Here is a 26150-nt window from a genome sequence, read left to right on the forward strand (position 1 = left end):
TTGCCCTCATACTTGGGGTTGAGAGTGCAACTAGTTTAAATCTAGTTCAAGTCCTGCCTGTGGTAAAGGTACTCTTATTTATGAGTGGATGTAAAGAGCTTAATCATAGTATCTCTCTTAGAATTCAAAAAAACTATAATAACGTGTGAGGTGAGTTCACCCCATAATCCATCGTAATCCCCCTCAACTCTTGCGAATTTTTATCTATTCTATTCTTTTAAAAGAAGGGCGTCATAGATTCCTCTCTTATCTCATAGAGTGTAATAAGAGTAAAAGGGAGGATGGTTATAATGCGTTATGGGCTACGTGATATGATATCAATGCACCTTGAAGAAAATCGCACTATATATGTATTTACAATCGTGTTATTTTTAATGGGAATCGTTTTTGGAGCTATTACAGTTAATAGTTTAAGCTTAACGCAGAAGCACGATTTATATATGTACGTTAATCAATTTTTTGGACATGTTACAGAGGGAGAATTAGCTCAATCTTCGGCCATTTTTGCTCAAAGTTATACTCATTACGCTAAGTACTTCGGATTAATGTGGATCCTTGGCCTGTCTATTATCGGTTTACCGGTTATCCTTATTTTGCTTTTTTTAAAAGGGGTGGTAGTTGGATTTACAGTTGGTTTTTTAGTTAACCAAATGGGAATGACTGGATTTCTCATTTCATTTGCATCGATCATGCCGCAAAACCTCATACTCGTTCCAGCTTTTATTATTGTTGGGACTGCTAGTATTTCTTTTTGTTTGAAAATGATTCGACAGCAATTTATGAAAAAAACAAATCTGCCTATTTTTCCGCAGTTTATGAAGTATACGCTATTAATATTGTTTGTTGGAGCTATGCTATCCTTTGCCTCAGCTTTCGAGGCATATGTTTCACCTGTTTTGATGAGAATGATTATTTCAAATCCTATGTAATAATAATTATAATTTAATAATTTATATATTATTTCAAATAATAATTATTATCAATTGACACTCTTTTTTTGAGTGATTATAATAAAAGGAGGTTTTTTAGGGTTTGAGAGGAGGAAGAGAACGATGGAGAAAAGACTAGAACGGATAAAAAAACATCTACATGCACAAAGCTATAAATTAACACCTCAACGTGAAGCAACTGTTCGTGTCCTACTAGAACACGAAGAAGACCATCTGAGTGCAGAAGATGTATACCTCCTCGTTAAAGAAAAATCACCTGAAATTGGATTAGCTACTGTCTATCGTACATTAGAATTATTATCGGAACTGAAAATTGTAGATAAAATTAACTTTGGGGATGGTGTGTCCCGTTTTGACCTCCGCCAAGAAGGTGCAGATCATTTTCACCATCATTTAGTATGTATTGAATGTGGAGCTGTAGATGAAATTCAAGAGGACTTACTCGGAGATGTAGAAGAAATTGTCGAACGTGATTGGAATTTCAAAATTAAGGACCATCGTTTAACGTTTCACGGTATTTGTCATAGATGTCACGATCGTGATGGAACAGATTTGAACGATAATGATGAGAAAAAAGTTGACTTTGTTTAGTTAAAGTCAACTTTTTTGTCATATAGGGTCATGTGAGTCGATTTTTGAGCGGATATTCGTTGTTTTCATGTAAATTAGCTTTTTGTAATGGCAGCACATTAAGATTATCTAAGAAAAATTTCTATTACTAGTATATTTCGTTCCCTTTTTGGCATAGCTTGTAATGATATGTTTTGAGCTGATGAGGGGATGGATTGAATGAAGACATGGTTACAAGCGGTTCTCCAAACTTTAAAAGTGTTTATTCTCTTTATGGGATGCACCTTATTATTTTATTATGGTATTCTATGGGTAAGTCAAGAATATGAAAGCTATCATCGCTATGATGAACCAGAAGGAAAGGCAGTAAAGGTTTTTCAAATGGAGGAAAGAAAGGGCACGAGCTTTTTTGAGAGACTTATATTTTTCTATCAAGAAGGGGAATAGTCAAGATAATTGTGATTGGAGCGATACGATTGGATAAAGTAATAGCTCAATTCTTACATTACATACAAGTAGAACGAGGTTTAGCAAATAATACGGTTTATTCTTATAAAAGGGATTTGACGCAATATATATTGTATATGGATAAGGTCGAAGGATTAATAGAGTTACGTGATATAAGACGCCAGCATATCGTTCATTTTTTATATGAATTAAAGCAAAAGGGACGTGCAGAGACGACAATTGCAAGAACCATTGCTTCCATTAGAGCGTTGCACCAATTCGCATTAAGGGAAAAACAATCAGACCATGATCCTTCTGTTCATTTAGATATTCCAAAAGCAGTGAAAAGATTACCTAAAGTGTTATCGACAACGGAAGTGGAATCGCTATTAGAGGCACCTAAAGGCGTTGATGTCTTCGCTATCCGTAACCGTGCTTTATTAGAGACGTTATACGCTACTGGGATGAGGGTCTCTGAATTAATTCGTTTAACTGTTACGGATACTCATTTGTCAATGGGTTTTGTTCGTTGTATTGGTAAAGGGAATAAAGAGCGCATTATTCCTTTAGGGAGTGCAGCAACGGTTGCATTGCAAGACTATCTTGAAAATAGTAGATTAGTATTAATGAAAAAGAAACGTCATGATTATGTGTTTGTTAATTTACATGGGAATCCGCTAAGTAGACAAGGCTTTTGGAAAATACTCAAACAGCTAGCACAAAAAGCGAACATTGAAAAAGAATTAACACCACATACGTTGAGACATTCATTTGCGACACATTTATTAGAAAATGGTGCAGATCTACGTGCCGTTCAAGAAATGTTAGGACATGCTGATATTTCAACTACGCAAATTTATACACATGTTACGAAAACTAGAATGAAGGACGTATATTCAAAATATCATCCTAGAGCATAGCGTACGTATGAAGCTTTTGCTACATACGTATTTAGATAAAGAAGTCTGACATCAGACGATCATTATTAGAAACACATTCCGGCTATAAATACAGCTTCAATGATTTTCTTACCTTATAATAGGGTATGTTAATATTAAAATGTACAAAAGGAGGAATCTGTTTGTCGATTAATATGTATAAACGAATTTTTCTAATAGTATTAGATTCTGTTGGAATTGGTGAAGCACCCGATGCCCATTTATATGGGGATGAAGGAGCTCATACGTTAGGTCATATTGCAGAAAAAATGCGTGGTTTACATATGCCGAATATGGAAAAGCTTGGTCTAGGTCATCTTGGTGATATCAAAGGAATTAAGAAAGTTACATCACCAATGGCTCATTATGGGCTAATGCAAGAAGCATCAAGTGGTAAGGATACGATGACAGGCCATTGGGAGTTAATGGGGTTACATATTAAAGAACCGTTTCGTGTGTTTCCAGAAGGTTTTCCGGCAAAGCTTGTCGAAAGGTTAGAACGAGCTTGGGGAAGAGAAATGATTGGGAATAAAGTAGCTTCAGGGACAGAGATTATTGCGGAATTAGGGGATGAACACGTAAGAACAGGTAAATTAATCGTGTATACGTCTGCTGATTCTGTTTTGCAAATTGCTGCTCATGAAGATGTTGTACCAATTAAGGAGTTATATGAAATATGTGAAAAGGCACGCGAAATAACACTTGATCCTGAGTACATGTTGGTAGAATTATTGCTCGGCCATTTACAAGAGAAAATGGCGTTTGGGAGCGTACACCTAACCGTCATGATTATGCACTAAAGCCATTTGAACGGACTGTAATGAATGAGCTCGTGGACTCTAATTATGATTGTATCGCTATAGGGAAAATATCTGATATTTATGATGGTGAAGGTATTACGAAAGCGGTACGAACCGTTTCAAATGACGATGGGATGGTAAAACTTATTGAGTCCATGAAAGAATCGTTTACCGGATTATGTTTTGTTAATTTAGTTGATTTTGATGCGAAATACGGACATCGTCGTGATCCAATTGGTTACGGACAAGCATTGGAATCGTATGATCAACAATTAGCAGACGTAATTGCCCACTTAAAAGAAGATGATTTATTAATGATCACAGCTGATCATGGAAATGACCCTACTCACCACGGAACAGATCATACTCGTGAGTTCGTTCCATTACTCGTCTATTCGACTAGAGCTAATGAGGGTGCATCATTAGGAACACGAGCAACATTTGCTGATGTTGGGGCTACAATTGCAGATAATTTTAACGTTACAATGCCAAGGAATGGAACTAGCTTCTTATCATCGTTATAAAAGGAGGTCTAATGAATGAACAAAGAAAAAGTTGTTGAGACAACTCATTATTTACAATCAAAAGTGGAGAAAACTCCTATAATTGGATTAATATTAGGCTCAGGGTTAGGTATGCTTGCTGAAGAAATTGAAGATTCAATTGAGGTTCCTTACAGTGATATTCCTCATTTTCCTCAATCAACGGTATCTGGCCATGCCGGGAAACTCGTATTTGGTACGTTGCAAAATAAACAGGTTGTAGCGATGCAAGGTCGTTTTCATCTATATGAAGGGTATTCAGCACAAGAAGTGGCACTACCGGTGCGAGTTATGAAGCAGCTTGGCGTGAAGCAGATCATCGTTACAAATGCTGCAGGTGGGGTCAATACATCTTTTGAACCAGGTCATTTAATGTTAATAAGAGATCATATTAATTTAATGAATCAAAATCCGCTAATTGGTCCAAATGATGAGGAGCTAGGTCCACGGTTTCCTGATATGTCTAATGCTTATTCTAATCGATTACGAGACATTACAAGAACAGAAGCGAAGAAATTAAATGTTGTGTTACAAGAAGGTGTCTATGTAGCAAATAGTGGCCCTTCATATGAAACTCCTGCTGAAGTTCGAATGATTCGTGAACTTGGTGGAGATGCTGTGGGAATGTCGACTGTCCCTGAGGTGATTGTAGCAAGACATATTGGTCTTGAAGTATTAGGAATCACCTGTATTTCAAACATGGCTGCTGGAATTTTACCACAACCGTTAACTCATGAAGAAGTGATAGAGACAACAGAAAAAGTGAGAGAAGACTTTTTAGCGTTAGTAAAAGCTATTATTCAATCCATGTGAAGGAGTTTGTGTAATGTTAACATTTTTAGATGCAATAAATTATTCGGCTAAATTCATTAAATCTAAAACAAAGCATAAGCCAAAAATTGGTCTGATTCTAGGTTCGGGATTAGGTGAATTAGCTAATGAAATTGAAGATGCTGTGAAAATACCTTACGGGAAAATTCCTGATTTCCCCATTTCGACGGTTGAGGGACATGCTGGTCAATTAGTGATTGGTACATTAGAAGGGAAAGAAGTTATTGCCATGCAAGGTCGTTTTCATTACTATGAAGGCTATTCTATGCGGGAATTGACATTTCCGGTTCGAGTTATGAAAGCGTTAGGTGTAGAGCTATTACTTGTAACTAATGCTTGCGGTGGTATGAATAAAAGCTTTGCACCGGGAGATTTAATGGTTATCACTGACCATTTAAATATGACTGGCGATAACCCATTAATCGGGGAAAACTTCGATGAACTGGGTCCACGCTTTCCAGATATGAGCCATGCATATACGCCTGAGCTAGTATCGTTTGTAGAAGAAACGGCTAATTCATTAAATATTAACATCCAAAAAGGGGTTTATGCTGGGATAACAGGACCTACTTATATGAGTGGAGCAGAACTCATTATGCTGCGGAAGTTAGGTGGAGATGTTATCGGGATGTCAACTGTCCCCGAGGTGATTGTTGCAAGGCACGCTAGTATTAAAGTGATTGGGATATCATGTATTACTGATATGGCAATTGGTGAAGAGATCCAAGGGATTACTCATGAAGAGGTAGTTGAAGTAGCAAATAAGACAAAACCAAAATTTATAAAAATTAGTTCGAGAACTGATTGCGAAAGTAGAACTGTAAAATTGAGGATGTGGCATTCATGCGAATGGTTGATATCATTGCTAAAAAAGGGACGGTAAAGAGCTGACGAAAGAAGAAATTCGCTTTGCTGTACAGAATTATACGAATGGTCAAATTCCAGATTATCAAATGTCTGCCATGGCCATGGCGATCTATTTTCAAGATATGACAATGGATGAGTGTGCAGAGTTAACATTAGCAATGGTTGAGACAGGCGACCAAATTGACCTTTCGAAAATTGATGGTATCAAGGTTGATAAACATTCAACTGGTGGTGTAGGGGATAAAACAACGATCGCCTTGGGTCCATTAGTGGCAGCCGTTGGTGTACCTGTTGCGAAAATGTCTGGAAGAGGTCTTGGTCATACTGGTGGGACAATTGATAAGCTAGAGTCGATTCCAAACTTTACTGTCGAGATGAATCCTACTAATTTTATAACGCAAGTAAATCGTCATAAACTGGCTGTCGTCGGACAGTCAGGAAATTTAGCACCTGCTGATAAAAAGCTATATGCGTTAAGAGACGTAACTGGTACTGTAAATTCTATTCCGTTAATTGCAAGTTCCATTATGAGTAAAAAAATAGCTGCAGGTGCTGATTCGATTGTTCTTGATGTAAAAACAGGCAGTGGTGCTTTTATGAAAGAATATGATCAAGCACGCCAATTAGCTGAAGCGATGGTTCAAATCGGAAATAATTTAGGCAGGAAAACAATGGCAATCATTTCTGATATGAGTCAACCGTTAGGACAAACGGTCGGTAATGCTTTAGAAGTGAAAGAAGCTATTGACATTCTTAAAGGTTACGGACCAAAAGATTTACATGAACTATGTATGGTACTCGGGAGCCAAATGGTTTATGCAGCTAAGAAAGCAAGCTCATTAGAGGAAGGAAGAGCAATGCTGGAAGAAGCTATTGAAAACGGCTCAGCCTGAAAACGTTAAAAACCTTTATTGAGGCTCAAAATGGAGACGCTTCGGTTGTTGACGATCCTGCTAAGTTTCCAGCAGCAGAAAAGGTGATTCCAGTTGTCGCTAGCGATACGGGGTTTATAAAAAAAATAGAAGCTGAGCAAATTGGGATGGCAGCTATGCAATTAGGTGCTGGAAGAGCAACGAAAGAATCCGAAATAGACTTAGCTGTTGGTATAGAATTACATAAAAAAATTGGAGACTTCGCCAATCAAGGAGAACCAATCGCTTCCCTACATGTAAATGGCTCTTTGCAGGATCAAGTGATGAAAAGAGTAAAAGAGGCTTTTGAATTGTCAAAAGATAAGGTGTTACCTCCAAAATTGATTTATGATGTGCATATGTAAGGGCGGGGAGGGGAATGATTATGTCGTTTCCGATAAAACGTAGGATAGGAACGGTGTTTATACCTGTTAAAGACATTAAAAGTTCTAGAGATTGGTATTGTCATTTATTAGGATTGTCTCCAACAGATGAAATTTTGTTTGATCATTTATACGTTATTCCGTTAGAAACTGGAACTAATTTAGTATTAGATTCTAAAATTTATAATGAGGCAAATATAAAAGATATCCCGCTTTTTCATTTTAATACTGATTCTATAAATGAAGCATATGACTACGTAAAAGCACAAGGAATTCATTTTGTAACGGAAATAGAAAATGAACAATGGTTTAATATAAAAGATCCAGATGGAAATGTTATTATGATATGTGAATGCTAAAACGAGTCCGAAAGAATTTCCTTTGGACTCGTTTTTTATTAATTAAGGCATAAAACGCTCACATAAACGTATACGATTGTTATGTAATTAATCACTATTAAGCTTTGTAAGAGCAAGCATTTGTATTGTACGGTCGTCCATTGGTGGGTTGTGTAGACCAGCTCGGACATCGCGGTAATAGCGTTGTAACGGATTAGATGAATATAAGCTGTGTGCCCCAGCTACTCGCATCGCACGGTCGACAATTTTTTGTGCTGCATGGACAACATGATATTTAGCGACAGCCAATTCTGGATGTAGTTGCATACGTTGTTGCTTTGAGGCCAAATCCCATTTAGTTGAAATGGCATATAGCAAATGACGAGCTTGCATTAAATCCGCTTCATTTTCACCAATTTTTGTTTGTACAGCTGGGATATCTTTTATAGGGCCATTTAAACTGTTTGGTGAGTATGTCTTTGCAAAACGGATTGCTTCATTTTGCGCTGCCTGTGCAATTCCTAAATAGCATGCTGGAATATGCAGTAGCCATCCGGCAGCATCTTTTTTACCGGGGATAAAAGTTTCAACAAAATATTCATCTGGAATTTCGACATTTGTTAAGACAAGGTCATGGCTTGCCGTTCCACGCATCCCGAGAGTATCCCATGTTTCATCGATTGAAACACCGTTCATTTCTTGTTTCACTAGAAAATTACCAACTTCACCTGATTCTGTCGTTGCTGAAACAAGGATATAATCAAGTGCAGGAATCATGGATGTAAAACTCTTGCGACCTGAGAGCAACCAACCGTTGGGTGTTTTATGTGCCTTAGTTGTCGGTTTCCCCCCACGTGTTGGACTGCCGGTCTCTGGTTCCGTCGCTGCGGCATTTAAAAGTGCACCGTTTTGTACAATGTCGTTTGCAACTTCTTGCAAAGTTGGTTCAGGCCAGTTCTTATCATGTAATTGTGATGTGATTCCAATATGCCAGCCAATCGCAAGACTAGTAGAGCCATCTGCAGTGGCAATGATTTCTTGTAATTCCAACCAATCAGTTAATGATAACTCTTTACCACCTAAAGAGCTAGCTAAGCTTAAGGAAGGATAACCAGCTGCTTTTAATTCATTTATATTTTCAAAAGGGAACGTTCTGTCTTCGTCATGCCTACTTGCTCGTTCCATAAATGGCTTTACGATCATTCTCAATTGTTCTTTCCGTTCCTTTTGAGAACAGTTGTGTAATAGCATTTTTTCAACTCCTCGTTTGCTTTTTCTTATCTTATCATAACCAGGAGTTATTCTTGAAGGAAATTGATTTAAGTGAAATAAGCAATCTCCTCTTTTGGCCGAATAAAGGCTTCTGATGCAAAAGCTGCCATACCAAGTGCAGTTGAATGAGTAGCCAACGAAGAAAAATGTATCGTTAAATTATCTTGTTGAAATTGATAACGATTTTGATTCGTAACTTCCTCTATTGGCTCTTGGAGATAGCTCTGCAAACTAGCCAGCCGATTACCAATGATAATATCGTTAGGGTTAAAAGTGTTCATAATCGAGTTGATTCCGTAACCTAAATATAGACCGATCTCTCGAATGATTGATAAAGTCGTCTCGTCATTTTGATTGGCCAATTGAATAAGATCATCTAAATCAAGCTCGTCCTTCTTATATACTTTTTTGGCTTCGGTTAATAATGCTCTTTCTGAAGCATAGAGCTCCCAACAACCTTTATTCCCACAAATACAATTGCGACCACCAGCTTGTATAGTCGTATGGCCCATTTCACCAGAAAAACCATTAACTCCACGATACAGTTGATTATTTAGAATGATTCCAACTCCAATCCCAATTCCAGCACTAATATAAATGACATTTTCAGCGTGCTTAGCTGCACCAAACATCTTTTCACCGTAAGCACCGCCGTTGGCTTCATTGTCAATGATGACGGGGAGAGAATAGGTTTGCTCGAGCTCCTTTTTTAATTCTATACTTTTCCATTTTAAATTAGGTGCATGTACAATGACACCACTATTATTGACAATCCCGGGTACGCCAACTCCAATCCCAACAATTCCATAGCGGCTTTGCGGTGTTTTCTCTATAAGAAGCTTAATGATAGCATGGAGGTTTTGACAAACGGATGAATAAGCTGTAGATGGTAATTTCATTGTTTGCTCCATAATTATCGTTCCTTTAAGATCTGTTAAGACAGCTAAAATACGATTAACTTGCAAATCAATTCCGATGGAGTAGCCAGCCCTTTGATTAAAATGAAGCATGACTGGACGTCTTCCACCGCTTGATTCACCTGGTCCTGATTCAAATATAAGTTCTTCCTCTAATAGTTCATTAACTAAAGAAGAGACCGTTCCTTTATTTAATCCAGACATTTGCGAAATGGTTGCTCTTGAAAGTGGTGTTTCGTCTATAATCGTTTGCAAGACGAGTGATTTATTACTAACTTTCACTAAATGTTGATTCATTGAATGTTTCATCATTTTATCACCTTATTTATCAAACCTAATACGTAATTCGTTCGATTTCCTTTCTATTATTGTGACATAAGAGTGAAGGGAGGACAATTTCTATTTTTCTAGTATAAACTTTGTTTAGCCAATAGACAAACAAAGTTCGCTATGCTATGATCAATTTATCAAAATAAATAGTATTAGTGAAAGCGTTCGCAATTACTATTTAAACTTTATTTTTAGGAGGAATAAACAATGGGTTACTTCGATCATGTTTCAAACATTCAATTTGAAGGTGCACACTCTAAAAATGATTTTGCTTTTAAACATTATAATCCTGATGAATTGATTCAAGGGAAGAGAATGGAAGATTTATTACGATTTTCGGTAGCGTATTGGCATACATTTACAGGAGACAGTAGTGATCCGTTCGGTGCTGGTACAGCGATTCGGCCATGGGATCATTTAAGCGGTATGGATCAAGCCAAGGCACGTGTAGAAGCCGCTTTTGAATTCTTTGAAAAATTAGGTGTTCCATATTTCTGTTTCCACGATGTTGATGTTGCTCCAGAAGCAGACACGTTAAAAGAAACGAATAAAAATTTAGATGAAATTATTACGATGATTAAAGATTACATGAAAACGAGTAAAGTGAAATTGCTTTGGAACACAGCGAATATGTTTACACACCCTCGTTACGTAGGTGGAGCAGCAACTTCAAATAATGCAGATGTTGTTGCATATGCTGCGGCAAAAGTGAAGAAAGGGTTAGAAGTGGCAAAAGAGCTAGGTTCAGAGAATTATGTATTTTGGGGTGGACGTGAAGGTTACGAGACACTATTGAATACAGATATGAAACTAGAGCTAGATAATTTAGGACGTTTTTTCCATTTAGCAGTTGATTATGCTAAAGAAATTGGATTTGATGGCCAATTTTTAATTGAGCCGAAGCCAAAAGAACCAACAACTCATCAATATGATTTCGATGTTGCTACAGGTATTGGTTTCTTGAAAACATATGGTCTTGATAAGCATTTTAAGTTTAATATCGAAGCAAATCATGCGACGCTTGCTGGACATACGTTTGAGCATGAACTTCGTTTAGCACGTGTCAATGGACTTTTAGGTTCAGTTGATGCCAATCAAGGAGACACATTGCTTGGCTGGGATACAGATGAATTTCCGACAGACCTTTATTCAACTACATTAGCAATGTATGAAATTTTGAAAAATGATGGTTTAGGTTCTGGTGGATTAAACTTTGATGCAAAAGTAAGACGTGGATCAATTGATACAGAGGATTTATTCTACTCACATATCGCGGGGATGGATGCATTCGCAATTGGTGCTAAAGTGGCAAATCAATTAATTAAAGATCAAGTTTTCGAAACGATTTTAGCGGATCGTTATGCATCATTTAATGATGGAATTGGACGTGATTTTGTTGACGGGAAAGTTGACTTTCATAAACTCGAGGAATATGCACTTGGATTAGAGCCAATCCAAAATCAATCTGGTCGTCAAGAAAAAATTAAAGCGATTTTAAATCAATACATTCTAAATGTGAAATAATTACAGATAAAGGGGGCTGTCCAATTGGACAGCCTTTTAAAAAGAAAGACGCTTAATAAACAAGGAGGTATTTTGATGAGCTACGTAATTGGTGTTGATTTAGGTACAAGTGCAGTAAAGGTTTTATTAATGAATCGGCTAGGTAGTGTAGTGGCACAATATTCCGAATCATACCCACTTATACAAAAGAAATCGGGATATAGTGAGCAAGATCCAGAACAATGGGTTAAAAAAACATTGAATGTATTAAAACAGCTAGTGCAGCAAAATCGAGAAGAAGCAGCTAAAGTGGAAGGGATAAGTTTTTCAGGTCAAATGCATGGACTTGTGTTGTTAAATGAAGAAAATGAAGTCATTCGCCCAGCTATATTATGGAATGATACTCGCACAACGAAACAATGCCATGATATTTATGATGTAGTTGGAAAAGAGCGAGTATTGGCGATTACGAAAAATCCAGCCCTAGAAGGTTTCACATTGCCTAAGCTCTTATGGGTAAAAGAAAATGAACCAGAACATTTAGCAGAAACATCCGTTTTTCTCTTACCGAAGGATTATTTACGATATCGTTTAACAAATCAGTTACACAGTGAGTATTCAGATGCGGCTGGCACGTTACTGTTAGACATTCAGAAAAAAGAATGGAGTAAAGAAATAGCTGATAAGCTAGGGATTGATGTAGCGATTTGCCCGCCATTAGTTGAATCACATGCTTATGTCGGGACGATTACAGAACAGGTTGCTTATGATACAGGGTTACCGGAATCTACGAAGGTGTTTGCTGGTGGAGCGGATAATGCATGTGGTGCTATTGGTTCAGGTATATTATCTGAAGGTAAAACGATGTGCAGCATCGGAACGTCTGGTGTTGTTCTTTCATTTGAAGAAAATGGTGAGAAGGAATTTGAAGGTAAGGTTCATTATTTTAACCATGGTCAAGAAAATGCTTACTACACAATGGGTGTAACATTAACAGCGGGACACAGCTTAAGCTGGTTCAAGGATACTTTTGCTGCAAATGAACCATTTGAGCAATTAACAGCTGGTATTGATAAAGTGCCTCCTGGTGCAAATGGACTTCTTTTCACTCCTTATTTAGGTGGTGAGCGGACCCCTCATGCCGACTCTAGTATACGTGCTAGCTTTATTGGGATCGATGCTTCTCATAAACGTGTAGACTTTGTTCGAGCTGTATTGGAAGGGATAACGTTCTCGCTTAATGAATCGATCGACATTTTCCGGGAAGCAGGGAAGAAGATTGATACAGTTTTATCGATCGGAGGAGGGGCAAAAAATGAGGAATGGCTGCAAATGCAAGCAGATATTTTTAATGCAAAAGTAGAACGTCTAGAAACTGAGCAAGGTCCAGGAGTTGGTGCAGCCATGCTTGCAGCTTTTGGTTGTGGTTGGTATGATAGACTTGCTAATATAGCAGATGAATGGCTTAAAGTGAAAAAAACATACGAACCAGATCCGGATCGTGCGGAAGCATATAAGCAGTTGTTCTCTTTATATAAGGATGTATATAAACAAACAAAATCTTTAAACGAACAACTGGTAAGCTTCCGTAAATAAAAAATGAGGGAGGAACTTTCATGAAAGCGTTACAATGGGGGATCATGAGTACAGCCCAAATTGGTCAAACACAGGTTATACCCGCAATCCAGAGTTCGAGCAATGGGGAAGTCGCAGCCATAGCAAGCTCAAGTGGACAGGCAACTGAAGTAGCTGAAGCATTATCGATTCCAAATGTTTATGAAAGTTACGAAGAACTGTTATCCGATACGACAATTGATGCAGTCTATATTCCATTACCAAATCACCTGCATAAAAAGTGGGTGATTGAAGCGGCAAAAAGAGGAAAGCATGTATTGTGTGAAAAACCTGCAGCACTAACGGCTGATGATACACAAGAGATGGTAACGATTTGTCAGGAGCAAGGGGTCACGTTCATGGAAGCCTTTATGTATCAGTTCCATAGTCAACACGAACGTGTTCGTAAAATTATCGCTTCAGGAGAAATTGGTGAAGTGAAATTAATTAAAGGGAGCTTTTCCTTTTACCTTGAAGATCGTTCAGGTAATATTCGTGCAGATGCAAAAAAAGGTGGAGGGAGCTTATATGATATTGGCTGCTATCCAATCCACGCAATTCGACATATTTTAAGCACAGAACCTTCGAGTGTTCAAGCACACGGTGAAATCGATACAGAACGTGGAATCGATTTATCGGTATTTGCACATATGAAAATGGCAAACGGTGTTCATGCAATGTTTGATTGTAGCTTTGATATGTCTAATCGCAATGAATATGAAGTGATTGGTTCAAAAGGAGTGATCCATGTTCCGCGTGCGTATCGCCCTGATGTAGTCAATGATGGTGAAGGAATGATAATTGTTGAGGTAGGAGGCCATTCACGTACAGAAATTGTTAAAGATGATCAATATAAAAATCAGGTAGAGCATTTTGCTAACGCCGTTTTTGAAGGTCAGGAGCCGTTCTATCCAGGTGGACAATCAGTTCGTAATATGAAAGTCATTGACGCTTGTTACGAATCTCTGAAGTCAGGACATCGTGTTATGATTTAGTTTTTGAGTAGTTCTTCTTAGGTGTTGCAATAAGTGACTTTAACTTATTGGAGCACCTTTTAATTTTTATTTTTCTAAATAATACGGTAAGATATTGAAAGAAATATATGAAGAAACCATAAGGGGGAGAGGAAATGCGTCCACATCAAATATCAGCTGAAACCGCTCAAATTTTAGCAGATAAGCTTAAAGTACCGATTGAACAAATTATGCATATGCCACAGCATATCCTAATTGCTAAGCTAGCTGAATTAGATAAAGATGAAAAGAATAATGAATAATAATAGGAAAAGATGTGAATCTTGTTTGGGTCACATCTCAGCCTGTCGACAAAGTCTCGCATAAGCGAGACAGGCGACAGGTTTTTTATTGCTCAGGAAATCGTCCTCCGACCACGCTACTAAGGGTAGGGGGCACGCTTTGGACAGGAGGGTGTTGAACTAACCGATACGCCGGTGGATTTCAGCCTGCCCTTTCCTCCTGCAGGAGTCGGCCCTCTCATCCCGTCCGCTTTGTTTAGTGCCAAAAAGGAAATTGGCTTCTCCGTTTAGTCTACGGTCTTTAGATGTGATCTTGTTTAGATAACATCTTTATTAAATAGTTTCCATTTGCAAAGGCGACTGAGAAATAAGTTGACTGTAGGGATAGCTTTGAATCAGAGTTTTACAATATTTACTCATTTGAATCGCGAAGTGGGATTTCATTTAAAAACAATGTCATAATAAATGCTAGAAAAATAACGATTGAAGTGGTTATAAAAACAGTTGAAAGAGCTTGATTTAATGTTTCCTGTATGGAAGTTAAATATTGGTCAAAGTCAGCTATAACTGTTTCAGGTATGAGATTTCTTAAACTTGAAATTTCCTCTGGTTCCATTAGCAAACCAGGATTTGTTAACATACTAGGATCTATAGCTGTCTGTTCTAATGAAGCTGGTATACTTTTTTCACTTAATTGCTGTCCCATTCTAGCATTTAATATGGTTCCGAGGAACGCAACCCCAATCGTGCCCCCCATTTGTCTTGATAATTGTGATGTCGCAGTTGCTACACCAAGATAGCGGTGATCAACCGCATTTTGAACAGTTAATGTAAAAATTGGCATTGTTAATCCAAGTCCGATACCACAGATCATTAAGTATAGGATAAGCGTAAGGAGTGTGCTTTCGGTCGTTAATGTGGAATTAAGATATAATCCGATTGAAAAAATGAAAAAACCAATCAATGCAAATCGTTTATATTTTCCGGTTTTTGTGATTAGTTGTCCTACTAGTGTACTAAAGGCAACCATTGATAGTGTCATCGACATTTCTGTTAAACCTGAAATAGTAGCCGAACGCCCTAATACGCCTTGAACGAAAAAGGGGACGTACATAATGATACCGAACATTCCTACTCCTGACAGAAAGGAAATAATATTTGAAACGGTAACGATTCGGTTTTTAAATAACGAAAGTGGAACGACGGGGCTAGTAACCTTTTTTTCAATCCATATAAAAAACAAAAATGAAACGATAAATAAAGCAAGCATACTTAAGACAGAAGCAGAACTCCAACCGTTAGAACCACCCCAGTTGACGGCTAGAAGCAAGGATAAAATGGCAATCGCCAACGTAAGTGAGCCAAAATAATCAATTTTCTCACCTTCTTTTTTAGCGACTTTGGGATAAAGTTTGAAAATCATTATAAATGCAAATAAACCAATTGGGAGGAAGATCCAAAAAACCCATGACCAGTTAAGGTTATCAACAATCAATCCCCCTAATGTAGGGCCAATCAAGCTAGATAAACCAAATACACCACCCATTAATCCTTGCCAACGTCCCCGTTCACGCGGTGAAAATAGATCCCCGATTGTTGTGAAAGCAGATGACATAATCATGCCGCCCCCGAAACCTTGGATTCCACGGAATAAAATTAGTTGCAGCATTGTATGTGAGAAACCACAAAGGAATCCCCCTATTGTAAATATTCCAATTCCGAGCAAAATAAAAGGTTTGCGTCCATAAATATCTGATAATTTTCCAACTAAAATAGCTGTTGTGCTAGCAGTTAACATGTAAATGGTAAAAACCCAGCTATAAAAATCCATCCCGCCAATATCTGCAACAATCTTTGGTAAAGAAGTACCAACGATTGTCATATTTAATGCAGCAAATAACAAGGCAGACATGACGGAGATCATGATTGTCAGCTTTTTCCTGAAATCTAAATTTTCCAATGGCGTTTCCTCCAGTTTTTGTATACACCATTTATTGTAACATGGGTGAGGGTTCTTTATTTATACAAAAGAGAGAGAGAGTTGATGAATGAAATAGAATTTGAGGTACTGATACTTCAAGAAATTACTATGTTGTCATGTTGATTATTTTTATAGCATTTGTATGGATGACTAGTTTCTTTAGTTATATAGAAATGATTATGGAAATTTATCATAAGTGTCAGTAGTGGATTAGAATGAAGAATGTCGGCTTCGCACACTACACACTTTTTCCTAGAAAAGCCAGTGTAAAGGCTAAGCACGACACTTCTAAGAAAAGGTGAGGTGCTCTTTGCTATTTATTTCTCTTCTAACTCATCAATTGGCACGGTTGTTCGTTCTTCAAGTGGCCCTCTAAGGTGGACAGTAACCGTGTGATCAGCTTCATTTAGTTCGTCTATCCAAATGGAGGTACCATTGTACGTCACATCGATATCAGCAGGTGACGATAATATTTGTTTTACTCGTTTAATCTCCATGTTTAACATCCTTTCATTGAAAAATCATTTATAACTTGTGCTGATCACAAAAAAATATGTACGATTAAATGAGTATTGGAAAATCTCACTAGGATAATTCAAGGTTACGAGAAGCATGCTAATTTGTGAACACAATAAAAGTGAGGTGAAACAGCATGGCGAATAACAATAATAGTAACCGACTAGTTGTACCGGGTGTTCAACAAGCTTTAGATCAAATGAAATATGAAATTGCTGCTGAATTTGGAGTTCGTTTAGGCGCTGATGATAGTTCACGTGCCAATGGTTCAGTAGGTGGCGAGATTACTAAACGCTTAGTACAACAAGCAGAGTCACAAATGAGCGGAAATATTAATCAGCAATAAGTAAATATAATGGCCTAACTCGGGGTGAATGAATCCCGAGTTTTTTTATTGCACTGTTATTTTTTTTGATCAGGTATAAAGTAAGGAGAATTGGAAAAGATGGAAGGAGTAAACTTAGGTGAATTGTCGCTATTATTTAGGACATAGACACTATCATAACGAAAATGGAGGTCGGATGGAGATGAAAAAAGTTCTATCCAGTATTTTATCTGTTTTATTAATTATTGGATTAGTAGTACCATCAGTTAGTGCTGCGGAAAAGCAAGCAAAATTAGCAGATAATTCTACATCAGCTATCATTATTGAACGTGACACAGGCGAGATTCTTTTTGAAAAGAATAAAGATGAAAAGCTGCCCCCAGCTAGTATGACAAAAATCATGACAATGTTATTAATTATGGAAGCGCTAGAGAAAGAAGCGATTACATATGATGAAATGGTTCGTACGAGTGAGTATGCTGCTTCTATGGGGGGATCACAAATCTTTTTGGAACCGGGTGAAGAGATGAGTGTTCGAGATATGTTAAAAGCGATTGCCGTAGCTTCTGGTAATGATGCATCTGTAGCAATGGCTGAACATATTGCCGGTACTGAAGAAGAATTTGTCACAATGATGAACGAAAAGGCAGAGGAGTTAGGTTTAGAACAGACACATTTTGTCAATGTAAATGGACTTCCCGCTGATAATCATTATTCATCTGCTCATGATTTAGCAATTATGTCAAAAGAGCTTTTGAAATATGAAGATATTACGACATTTACTGGGATATATGAAGATTATTTACGTCAAGATAGTGATGATCCCTTTTGGCTTGTGAATACGAATAAACTCGTTAAATATTATCCAGGTGTTGATGGTTTAAAGACAGGTTTTACAAGAGAAGCGAAATATTGTTTAGCAGCGACAGCAGAAAAGAATGATATGCGGATAATAACTGTGGTTATGGGAGCACCATCACCAAAGGAAAGAAATGCACAAATTACTTCTATGTTAGATTATGCATTTAGTCAATATCAAAGCCATAAATTATATGACCGTGGTCAAGAAATGTCCAATGTGAAGGTAAGTAAAGGAGAACAAAGACAAGTAGCGGCAATAACAGCCGAGTCGGTTTCTTTGTTAACGAAAAAAGGGGAAAAAATTGATGATGTTACAGAACGTATTGAATTAAATGAAGATTTACGGGCTCCTGTTGCAAAAGGTGATGTTATAGGTACATTAATCATAGAAAAGGAGGGCAAACTATTAAATCAAACCGATTTATTAGCTGAAACGGATGTGCAAAAGGCTTCTTGGTGGTCCATTTTCAAGCGAACAATCGGGAAATTTGGCACTGCTTCTTAAATTAGCTGACAACTTTATTCGAAATGACACTAGTTTTGTCATGTAGCAGGAAGGTGTACACAAAAAGGAGAAACTCTCTAAACAACAATTGCACATGTTGTGTAAATGGAACTTTAGAGGGAGAGTGATCACATTGAGTTTGCAAATTAGTGTTGAGGAAAAAGGTGCTGTCTTACTTGTACGCCTCATAGGGGAATTAGATCATCATACAGCCGAGGAGCTAAGAGCACAGGTTGAGGAAAGACTTAAAAGAGATGTTAAGCATATTGTTCTTAATTTAGAGCAGCTTTCCTTTATGGATAGTTCAGGGCTTGGCGTCATATTAGGAAGATATAAGCAAGTAAAAGCAATTGGTGGTGAAATGGTCGTATGTGCCATTTCACCAGCTGTGAAACGTCTATTTGAATTGTCGGGATTATTTAAAATTATCCGTTTAGAAGAGAATGAAGAATATGCGTTGCAAAAGTTGGGGGTGGCGTAAATGAATAACCAAATGGATTTACAGTTTTCTGCAGTTAGTAAAAATGAATCGTTTGCTCGAATAACGGTTGCAGCATTTATCGCACAGTTAGACCCATCGATGGATGAACTAACAGAAATTAAAACAGTAGTCTCAGAAGCTGTAACAAATGCAATTATTCATGGTTACAATAGTGATCCCACTGGTGTTGTTTATATTCATGCTAAATTAATTGATAATGCCATTGAATTAATCATTCGTGATGAAGGTTTAGGGATTCAAGATGTTGATGAAGCTCGAATGCCTCTTTATACATCAAAGCCAGAGCTCGAACGATCAGGGATGGGCTTTACGATTATGGAAAACTTTATGGATGAAGTTGACGTTACTTCCGAACCGATGATGGGCACAACCGTTTACTTGAAAAAAACTCTTACAAATAGCAGAGCTATGTGTAATTAAGGGGTTTTGAATATGGATGTCGAGGTTAAACAACAGAAAAAACAACAGCCTCATTTTACCGATGAGGAAGTTAAAGAGCTGATTGCCAGAAGTCAAGCAGGTGATCAAGAAGCTAGAGACTTAATAGTCAATCGTAACACTCGTCTTGTGTGGTCGGTTGTTCAGCGTTTTATGAATCGTGGATATGAGGCTGATGATTTGTTTCAAATTGGTTGTATTGGCTTAATTAAATCGGTTGATAAATTCGATCTATCATATGAGGTGAAATTCTCAACTTACGCTGTGCCAATGATTATTGGAGAGATTCAACGCTTTTTACGAGATGATGGTACCGTGAAAGTAAGTCGGTCGATTAAAGAGTTAAGTAATAAAGTTCGCAAATTAAAAGATGAAATGACCAAAACGTTAGGACGAACTCCGACAGTTAATGAAATTGCTGAACAGTTAGAAATTTCACCTGAGGAAGTCGTGTTCGCAGGCGAAGCGAGCAAATCACTTTCTTCAATCCATGAAACTGTCTATGAAAATGATGGAGACCCAATAACATTGCTTGATCAAATAGCTGATCAATCAGAAACGAAATGGTTTGACAAAATTGCTCTAAAAGAAGCTATTAGAGATTTAGATGAAAGAGAAAGGCTAATCGTGTATTTACGCTATTATAAAGACCAAACCCAATCAGAAGTAGCAAATCGATTAGGAATCTCTCAAGTCCAAGTCTCTCGTCTAGAAAAGAAAATACTAGAGCAAATGAAACATGATATGAGTGAACCGTAAAAATAAAGGCTGCCTCACAAGATCTAAGAGCAACATTGTGAAGCAGCCGTATTTTTTATTAGTTAAACAGTTTAGGTAACTCCTTCTCATAATTTCCTTTAATGACACCTTTTTCTGTGATAATTCCTGTAATATATTGAGCTGGTGTTACGTCGAATGCTGGATTATACACTTGAATGTCTTTTGGTGAAATGCTTTGACCGTTAATCGTTCTAACTTCATCAGCGTGCCGCTCTTCAATTTCAATATCATGACCACTTGTTGTTTCCAAATCAATTGTTGAAAGTGGGGCAGCAACGTAAAAAGGTACGTTTAATGATTTTGCTATTAAGGCGATACCAAAAGTTCCAATTTTATTAGCTGTGTCTCCATTTGCAGCAATCCTGTCTGCTCCGACAATAACAGCATTGATCTCTTTTGACTTCATTGTATGTGCAGCCATATTATCAGTAATAAGCGTAACGTTTACACCTAGGTTTTGCAGTTCCCAAGCTGTAAGACGTGCTCCTTGGAGGACCGGGCGAGTTTCACACGCGAAAGCATTTTAATGTTATTCCATGCTCTTTTGCTAAATAGAATGGTGCTAGTGCTGTTCCGTAGCGGGCAGTTGCAATTCCGCCAGCGTTACAATGAGTTAGAAGAGTGTCGCCATCATTAAATAGTGCTAACCCATGCTCACCTATTGCCCTACATACCGCTTCATCTTCATCTTGGATAAGCTTGGCTTCTGTAAGTACTGCTTGCTTAGCTTTTGTAACAGAGTTTTCTGTATTAGCTATTTTTACAATCCGTCTTACTGCCCAAAATAGGTTAACAGCAGTCGGTCTTGCAGTTTCTAAATAAGTGGCTTGCTCTTGAAGTTCCGTTAAGTATCTTTTCACGTCATCACCATCAAATGATTGTGACCATAAGCATAAACCATATGCGGCTGAGATGCCGATAGCCGGGGCGCCCCGTACTTTTAATTCGAATATCGCATCCCAAATATCTTTGATCGTTGTTAATGTTAGATAGATTGTTTCATGGGGCAACAGTCTTTGATCTAAGAGCTTCACATGATTATTTTGCCATTGCACCGAACGTATCGGTTCTACTAGTTTTGTCATTGTGTCACAACCTTCTTTAATTCATTCATTGATGATAGCGTTGAACGGTTTAAAATGAGTGTTTTGCCAAGTGTAATCGCAGCTCGTTTCACTTTTAGACGGAGTTCTATATCTTCAATAGATTCAACGTCTTCTACTCCTGATAAGCCAATCATTCTGCGAATCATTTTGCATCCTGCAAATCCTAGTGTATCTGCAAAAATTCGTTGAAGCACATCGTCTAAAAATCCATCTACTTTCATAAAGGCATCTTGACTATGATCCTGCCATAATGCACCGAATTCAACGACAAAGACATTCCACGTTTCTATCATTACACTTAGTAAGTAGTTTTGATATTCCTTTCTTGCTTGTTCATCGTCCATGTGTGCTTCTTGTGATAAATAGTTTAATAGAATATTTGCAATAAAAGCACCGATATCAAAGCCCATCGGACCAAAATAAGCAAATTCTGGATCGATAACGACTGTTTCTACGGGAGAAGCAAATATACTTCCCGAATGTAAGTCGCCATGTAGAAGCGTTTCTCCTTTTGTTAGGAAGATATGCTTTAATGTAGCAACTTCTCTTTTTAACGTGTTGTCGTCCCAAAGAGTGGTCTTGACGAATTCTTTTAAACCAGCAGGGATATTATTTGTATCATGATCAAAGAAAGGATCGGTAAAAACAAGATCCTCTGTAATTTTACAAAGCTCCGGATTTATAAAGCTGGCTGTTAATTTCTTCTTTTCTTGTTGGTTCATGCCGAAATCAGAATGATAGAATAATGTGTGAGCTAAATAAATTCCGATATCACGAGCGAGCCTGGGGTAAACTTGACCTGCAATGAACCCCTTTCGTAAAATTTGCAAATGGGAAAGGTCATCCATAACCGTTACAGCTAACGTTTGATCTGAATGATAGACTCGTGGCGTGAATTCCGGAACTAGTTCATATGCACGTTTCAATGCTTCACTTTCAATCCGGGCACGATCTAATGTTAATGGCCAGCTTGAACCGACCACTTTTGCATAAGGAAGTGCTTGTTTTAAGATAATAGATTTATTTGTTTGCTGATTTTGAATCCGAAAAACAAGGTTTAAATTACCGTCTCCGATTTCTTGTGCGACTAATGTGTCATCTTGTTCAAAGATACCGATTTGCTTACTATAGCTAATCGCTGAATCGATTGTGAACGGTTCGTATATTAAGGTATTGACTGTCATCATTTTCTCCTCCTATATATGGCTACAATAAAAAATCCTCTTGAAATGATCAAGAGGATTGAAACAGTTCTGTTCGTTCCTCTCATCTTTCAGAATGACTAGCATTCTGTTGGAAGTAGCACCTTTGCTTAAAGCAGGTTGCCGGGCGTCATCGGTCCAAGTCCCTCAGCCTTCTCATGATAAGAGTTATCACTTTTTCAATTAACATACGGTCATGTTACACTTATTTAATATAATTTGTCAATTCAGATTTTTTAAATAGTAAAAAGATTGACGTAAAAATAGAATACTGTCATAATTTTAAAATAATTAATGACATTAATGAGAGTCTTATAGGTGGTGACAAAGATGGGTGAAGTCAAAGCAACCTATCTAGTAAATGGAACAACGAATATGGAAAAGAAGGCTGATTCAATTGCAGTTGGATTAACGGTTGGTTCATGGACGAATCTTCCAACTGTTGAACAGGAGCAACTTAAAAAACATAAAGGTCGAGTGATTAAAGTAGAAACGTTAACTGATTACTCTTTAATTACGATTGGATATCCTAGTGTGAACTTTACAAATGATATTCCGGCTATTTTAACTACCGTGTTTGGAAAATTATCTTTAGATGGAAAAGTAAAGCTAGTAAATCTCCATTTCAGTGAAGATTTAAAGAAAAGCTATCCGGGACCACAAGTCGGTTTAGAAGGAATTAGAAAGCTTGCTGGGGCATTTGATCGTCCGTTGCTTATGAGTATTTTTAAAGGTGTTATCGGACGAGATTTAGCTTCACTAAAGGAGCAAATGAAAGGACAAGCTCTAGGTGGAGTAGATATTGTAAAAGATGATGAGATTCTATTTGAAAATGACTTGACGCCATTAGAAGAACGAATTAGAGTTTGCAAAGAAGCATTAAAGGAAAGTGAAGAGGAGACTGGTAAGAAAACGTTATATGCTGCTAACATAACAGGTCGTACGTTCCATTTGAAGGAGCAAGCTAAACGAGCTGCTGATGCAGGTGCTGATCTGCTTCTATTTAATGTGTTTTCATATGGTTTAGATGTGATGCAGGAGCTTGCAGAGGACCCGAATATACCTTTACCGATAATGGCACATCCAGCTTTTTCAGGTGCGATGATTTCATCGCCGGATTATGGATTGTCTCCATCTCTCCTACTTGGAAAGCTTTCGCGGATGGCTGGTGCAGATCTCGTTTTATTCCCATCTCCGTACGGATCAGTGGCGATGGCAAAAGAAGAGACAGTGAAAATAGCGAAGGAATTGACCGTTTCAGATGTATATCAACGCGCATTCCCTGTACCTTCTGCCGGCATTCACCCAGGACTAACACCGAAATTAATGCAAGACTTCGGAATAGATAGTATTATAAATGCCGGTGGTGGGATTCATGGACACCCAGGTGGTGCTCCTGCTGGTGGGAAAGCATTCCGTCAAGCAATAGATGCAGTTTTAAATCAACGATCGTTAAAGGATGCAGCAACTGATGCAGAGGAACTCCGTCAAGCGTTATCGCTTTGGGGAGGGGAATAAGAAAGATGAAGCCGGTTATATTTTGTGACTTTGACGGTACGATAACGAAAAACGATAATATTATTGCGATTATGAAGGAGTTTGCCCCACCTGAATGGAATGAGATAAAGGAGCAAATTTTAAGTGAAAGAATATCTATTCGAGAAGGTGTAGGAAAGCTATTTCGTTTATTACCATCATCATCTAAACGACAACTAACTGAGTTTATTTTAGCTGATGCACAAATTCGCGAAGGGTTTAATGAGTTTGTTGATTTTACAAAGGAACAAGGAATTGAATTAATCATCGTTAGTGGTGGAATTGATTTCTTTGTTAAGCCTTTACTAGAACCTTATGATTTACCGATTTACTGTAATTCTGCTAATTTTGAGGGAGAAACGATTAAAATAGAATGGCCTCATGAGTGTGATTCTTTATGTGATAATGATTGTGGATGCTGTAAACCATCAATCTTGCGTAAAGAAGCCAAAGGCAGAGAAGTGATTGTTATTGGTGATTCGATAACAGATTTACAGGCGGCAAAACAGGCCGACTTCGTATTAGCACGAGATTTGTTGTTAGATAAATGTAAGCAGTTGAACCTTAAATATAAACCTTTTGTCACGTTTTTTGATTGTATAAACGTTCTACAAGAAAGGGGGTATACAGCATGATGAAACAATGGCAAGATCTAGCTCAAATCAAACGTGAATTAGCAGCGAGAGATTGGTTCCCTGGTACGAGTGGAAACCTCTCCATTAAAGTACATGATGAACCACTTCAATGTTTAGTAACGGTTAGTGGAAAAGATAAATATAAAGAAACAATAGAAGACTTTGTCTTAGTTGATGAAAAGGGAGCAGCTCTTACCGATCAAGGAAAGCCTTCAGCTGAAACAGTGATCCATTTAGAAGTATATAAGCGAACAGATGCCGGCTGCAGTCTTCACGTACATACTTTAGATAATAATTTAATATCTGATCTTTATTTTGAACAAGGCTTTATTACGTTCAAGGGTGTCGAGCTTATAAAGGCATTTGGGATTTGGGAAGAAGATGGTGAATTAACGATTCCTATTGTGGAGAATTATGCCGATCTCCCTACGTTAGGGAAGGCAATTGGTGATGTAATTGAGCCTGAAACAAAAGCTGTTTTAATCCGGAATCATGGGATAACGGTTTGGGGACGGAATGCGTTTGAGGCGAAGCGTCATCTTGAAGCATGTGAATTTTTATTTTCTTATCAGATGAAACTGCTACATGCAAAAGCAGCAAATTTAAAGGAGGTTATTAGAAATGGCAGTTATTAAAGTTCGTAACACAGGTGAAGTAATTGAAGGAACTGAAGAGGTTAAAGCATTTTTAGAAAGTCAGGAAGTATTGTATGAGAAGTGGGATATGAGTAAACTTCCTGATCATTTAAAGGAACGTTTTGATTTATCTGATGAAGATAAACAGGAAATTCTTAATAGTTTTGATGAGGATATTCGTTCATTAGGAGAACGGAGAGGGTATGTGAATTGGGATGTGATATCGTTATCTGAAAACACTCCTAATATAGATGAACTGTTGAAGAAATTTGAAAATGTCCATACACATACTGATGATGAAGTTCGAGCTATCACAGCTGGACATGGTATTTTTATCGTAAAAGGTGAAACAGGTTATTTTGACATTGAATTAGAGGCTGGCGATGTGATTTCTGTTCCAGAACATACACCACACTTCTTTACATTAATGGATGATCGTCAAGTTGTAGCTGTTCGTTTATTTATTGATACTGAAGGCTGGGTTGCCCATCCATATGAGGAAAAAGAGTACAAATTGTAAAAAATGTCAACGGTTGAACAGACCGTTGGCTTTTTTTTTGAAAGAGAAATTGTGAATTGGTCGTAAAAGGATTTTTGGGATATATGTCATTATATTCAGAAACGGTTTTTATTTACTTTTTTGTAACCTTTATTTGATTC

The 26150-nt window shown here is 37.6% G+C and carries 24 protein-coding genes, 4 pseudogenes and 1 riboswitch; of the genes and pseudogenes, 22 read left to right on the forward strand and 6 right to left on the reverse strand.

Annotated elements, in window-relative coordinates; genetic code table 11:
• The first annotated feature begins 290 nt into the window (after positions 1-290).
• From spoIIM to JCM19034_RS00785, 9 genes and pseudogenes are all read left to right on the forward strand, one after another.
• Positions 291-929 (forward strand): stage II sporulation protein M, encoded by a 639-nt coding sequence (spoIIM, locus tag JCM19034_RS00745; protein ID WP_082393660.1) that lies wholly within the window; start codon positions 291-293, stop codon positions 927-929.
• Positions 930-1052: 123 nt separating this feature from the next.
• Positions 1053-1541, forward strand: coding sequence for a Fur family transcriptional regulator (locus tag JCM19034_RS00750; protein WP_062046499.1), 489 nt, complete (start codon positions 1053-1055; stop codon positions 1539-1541).
• 198 nt (positions 1542-1739) lie between these two features.
• Positions 1740-1967 (forward strand): YqzK family protein, encoded by a 228-nt coding sequence (locus JCM19034_RS00755; protein WP_062046502.1) that lies wholly within the window; start codon positions 1740-1742, stop codon positions 1965-1967.
• A gap of 29 nt (positions 1968-1996) precedes the next feature.
• The gene (gene xerD, locus JCM19034_RS00760; RefSeq protein WP_062047311.1) at positions 1997-2887 is read left to right on the forward strand and encodes a site-specific tyrosine recombinase XerD; all 891 of its coding nucleotides are present in this window, start codon (positions 1997-1999) and stop codon (positions 2885-2887) included.
• Positions 2888-3054: 167 nt separating this feature from the next.
• Positions 3055-4229 (forward strand): annotated as a pseudogene (gene deoB, locus JCM19034_RS00765) (phosphopentomutase).
• A 15-nt stretch (positions 4230-4244) separates the two neighbouring features.
• On the forward strand, positions 4245-5060 hold the full coding sequence (locus JCM19034_RS00770; protein WP_062046504.1) for a purine-nucleoside phosphorylase: 816 nt from the start codon (positions 4245-4247) through the stop codon (positions 5058-5060).
• Positions 5061-5073: 13 nt separating this feature from the next.
• Positions 5074-5902: pseudogene (locus JCM19034_RS00775) on the forward strand (purine-nucleoside phosphorylase).
• A 19-nt stretch (positions 5903-5921) separates the two neighbouring features.
• Positions 5922-7221: pseudogene (locus JCM19034_RS00780) on the forward strand (pyrimidine-nucleoside phosphorylase).
• Between the two features lie 20 nt (positions 7222-7241).
• Positions 7242-7598, forward strand: coding sequence for a VOC family protein (locus tag JCM19034_RS00785; RefSeq protein WP_062046505.1), 357 nt, complete (start codon positions 7242-7244; stop codon positions 7596-7598).
• Between the two features lie 87 nt (positions 7599-7685).
• Here JCM19034_RS00785 and JCM19034_RS00790 read toward each other — a convergent pair whose 3' ends face one another.
• Both JCM19034_RS00790 and JCM19034_RS00795 read right to left on the reverse strand, forming a co-directional pair.
• Positions 7686-8828, reverse strand: coding sequence for an acyl-CoA dehydrogenase family protein (locus tag JCM19034_RS00790; protein WP_062046506.1), 1143 nt, complete (start codon positions 8826-8828; stop codon positions 7686-7688).
• Positions 8829-8896: 68 nt separating this feature from the next.
• Positions 8897-10075 (reverse strand): ROK family protein, encoded by a 1179-nt coding sequence (locus JCM19034_RS00795; RefSeq protein ID WP_370621764.1) that lies wholly within the window; start codon positions 10073-10075, stop codon positions 8897-8899.
• A 228-nt stretch (positions 10076-10303) separates the two neighbouring features.
• On the opposite strand from JCM19034_RS00795, the gene xylA reads away from it, so the two are divergent.
• The 4 genes from xylA (at position 10304) to JCM19034_RS20705 (ending at position 14489) form a co-directional block, all read left to right on the forward strand.
• Entirely contained in the window at positions 10304-11620 is a 1317-nt protein-coding gene (gene xylA / locus JCM19034_RS00800; RefSeq protein WP_062046509.1) for a xylose isomerase, read from the forward strand.
• A 75-nt stretch (positions 11621-11695) separates the two neighbouring features.
• On the forward strand, positions 11696-13195 hold the full coding sequence (gene xylB / locus JCM19034_RS00805) for a xylulokinase (protein ID WP_062046511.1): 1500 nt from the start codon (positions 11696-11698) through the stop codon (positions 13193-13195).
• A 20-nt stretch (positions 13196-13215) separates the two neighbouring features.
• Positions 13216-14208: a Gfo/Idh/MocA family protein gene (locus JCM19034_RS00810; RefSeq protein ID WP_062046513.1), complete on the forward strand. Its 993-nt coding sequence runs from the start codon at positions 13216-13218 to the stop codon at positions 14206-14208.
• Between the two features lie 134 nt (positions 14209-14342).
• Entirely contained in the window at positions 14343-14489 is a 147-nt protein-coding gene (locus JCM19034_RS20705; protein ID WP_082393661.1) for a YycC family protein, read from the forward strand.
• A gap of 391 nt (positions 14490-14880) precedes the next feature.
• Here the strand turns inward: JCM19034_RS20705 and JCM19034_RS00815 are convergent, their stop codons facing one another.
• Both JCM19034_RS00815 and JCM19034_RS00820 read right to left on the reverse strand, forming a co-directional pair.
• Positions 14881-16428: an MDR family MFS transporter gene (locus tag JCM19034_RS00815; protein WP_062046515.1), complete on the reverse strand. Its 1548-nt coding sequence runs from the start codon at positions 16426-16428 to the stop codon at positions 14881-14883.
• Between the two features lie 338 nt (positions 16429-16766).
• A complete protein-coding gene (locus tag JCM19034_RS00820) occupies positions 16767-16946 on the reverse strand; it encodes an H-type small acid-soluble spore protein (RefSeq protein WP_062046517.1) in 180 nt (59 codons plus the stop codon).
• 155 nt (positions 16947-17101) lie between these two features.
• Between JCM19034_RS00820 and JCM19034_RS00825 the strand changes: the two genes are divergently transcribed.
• The 5 genes from JCM19034_RS00825 (at position 17102) to sigF (ending at position 20355) form a co-directional block, all read left to right on the forward strand.
• A complete protein-coding gene (locus JCM19034_RS00825) occupies positions 17102-17311 on the forward strand; it encodes an alpha/beta-type small acid-soluble spore protein (RefSeq protein ID WP_062046519.1) in 210 nt (69 codons plus the stop codon).
• 181 nt (positions 17312-17492) lie between these two features.
• Positions 17493-18656: a D-alanyl-D-alanine carboxypeptidase family protein gene (locus JCM19034_RS00830; RefSeq protein ID WP_062047313.1), complete on the forward strand. Its 1164-nt coding sequence runs from the start codon at positions 17493-17495 to the stop codon at positions 18654-18656.
• A 133-nt stretch (positions 18657-18789) separates the two neighbouring features.
• On the forward strand, positions 18790-19137 hold the full coding sequence (spoIIAA, locus tag JCM19034_RS00835; protein WP_062046521.1) for an anti-sigma F factor antagonist: 348 nt from the start codon (positions 18790-18792) through the stop codon (positions 19135-19137).
• Complete coding sequence (gene spoIIAB / locus JCM19034_RS00840) at positions 19138-19578, forward strand: anti-sigma F factor (RefSeq protein ID WP_062046523.1); 441 nt, start codon at positions 19138-19140, stop codon at positions 19576-19578. It begins immediately after the preceding gene.
• Positions 19579-19590: 12 nt separating this feature from the next.
• A complete protein-coding gene (sigF, locus tag JCM19034_RS00845) occupies positions 19591-20355 on the forward strand; it encodes an RNA polymerase sporulation sigma factor SigF (protein WP_062046525.1) in 765 nt (254 codons plus the stop codon).
• A 58-nt stretch (positions 20356-20413) separates the two neighbouring features.
• On the opposite strand, the pseudogene mtnA reads toward sigF, so the two are convergent.
• Positions 20414-21461, reverse strand: a pseudogene (gene mtnA, locus JCM19034_RS00850) (S-methyl-5-thioribose-1-phosphate isomerase).
• Entirely contained in the window at positions 21458-22669 is a 1212-nt protein-coding gene (gene mtnK / locus JCM19034_RS00855; RefSeq protein WP_062046527.1) for an S-methyl-5-thioribose kinase, read from the reverse strand. The pseudogene mtnA and the gene mtnK overlap by 4 nt, the downstream one beginning before the upstream one ends.
• A 76-nt stretch (positions 22670-22745) precedes the next feature.
• Positions 22746-22852, reverse strand: a riboswitch (SAM riboswitch).
• Positions 22853-23014: 162 nt separating this feature from the next.
• Between mtnK and JCM19034_RS00860 the strand changes: the two genes are divergently transcribed.
• From JCM19034_RS00860 to JCM19034_RS00875, 4 genes are read left to right on the forward strand one after another with little or no spacing between them, the layout of a single operon-like run.
• Positions 23015-24202, forward strand: a complete 1188-nt coding sequence (locus JCM19034_RS00860; protein ID WP_062046528.1) for a 2,3-diketo-5-methylthiopentyl-1-phosphate enolase — start codon at positions 23015-23017, stop codon at positions 24200-24202.
• Positions 24203-24207: 5 nt separating this feature from the next.
• Complete coding sequence (locus tag JCM19034_RS00865; RefSeq protein ID WP_062046529.1) at positions 24208-24855, forward strand: 2-hydroxy-3-keto-5-methylthiopentenyl-1-phosphate phosphatase; 648 nt, start codon at positions 24208-24210, stop codon at positions 24853-24855.
• Positions 24852-25490 (forward strand): methylthioribulose 1-phosphate dehydratase, encoded by a 639-nt coding sequence (locus tag JCM19034_RS00870; protein ID WP_062046532.1) that lies wholly within the window; start codon positions 24852-24854, stop codon positions 25488-25490. Before JCM19034_RS00865 ends, JCM19034_RS00870 begins: the two co-directional genes overlap by 4 nt.
• Positions 25477-26010: an acireductone dioxygenase gene (locus tag JCM19034_RS00875; RefSeq protein WP_062046534.1), complete on the forward strand. Its 534-nt coding sequence runs from the start codon at positions 25477-25479 to the stop codon at positions 26008-26010. The genes JCM19034_RS00870 and JCM19034_RS00875 overlap by 14 nt, the downstream gene beginning before the upstream one ends.
• The last annotated feature ends 140 nt before the right edge of the window (positions 26011-26150 follow it).

This window comes from Bacillus sp. JCM 19034, from assembly GCF_001310635.1.
Taxonomy (GTDB): domain Bacteria; phylum Bacillota; class Bacilli; order Bacillales; family Bacillaceae_D; genus Halalkalibacter.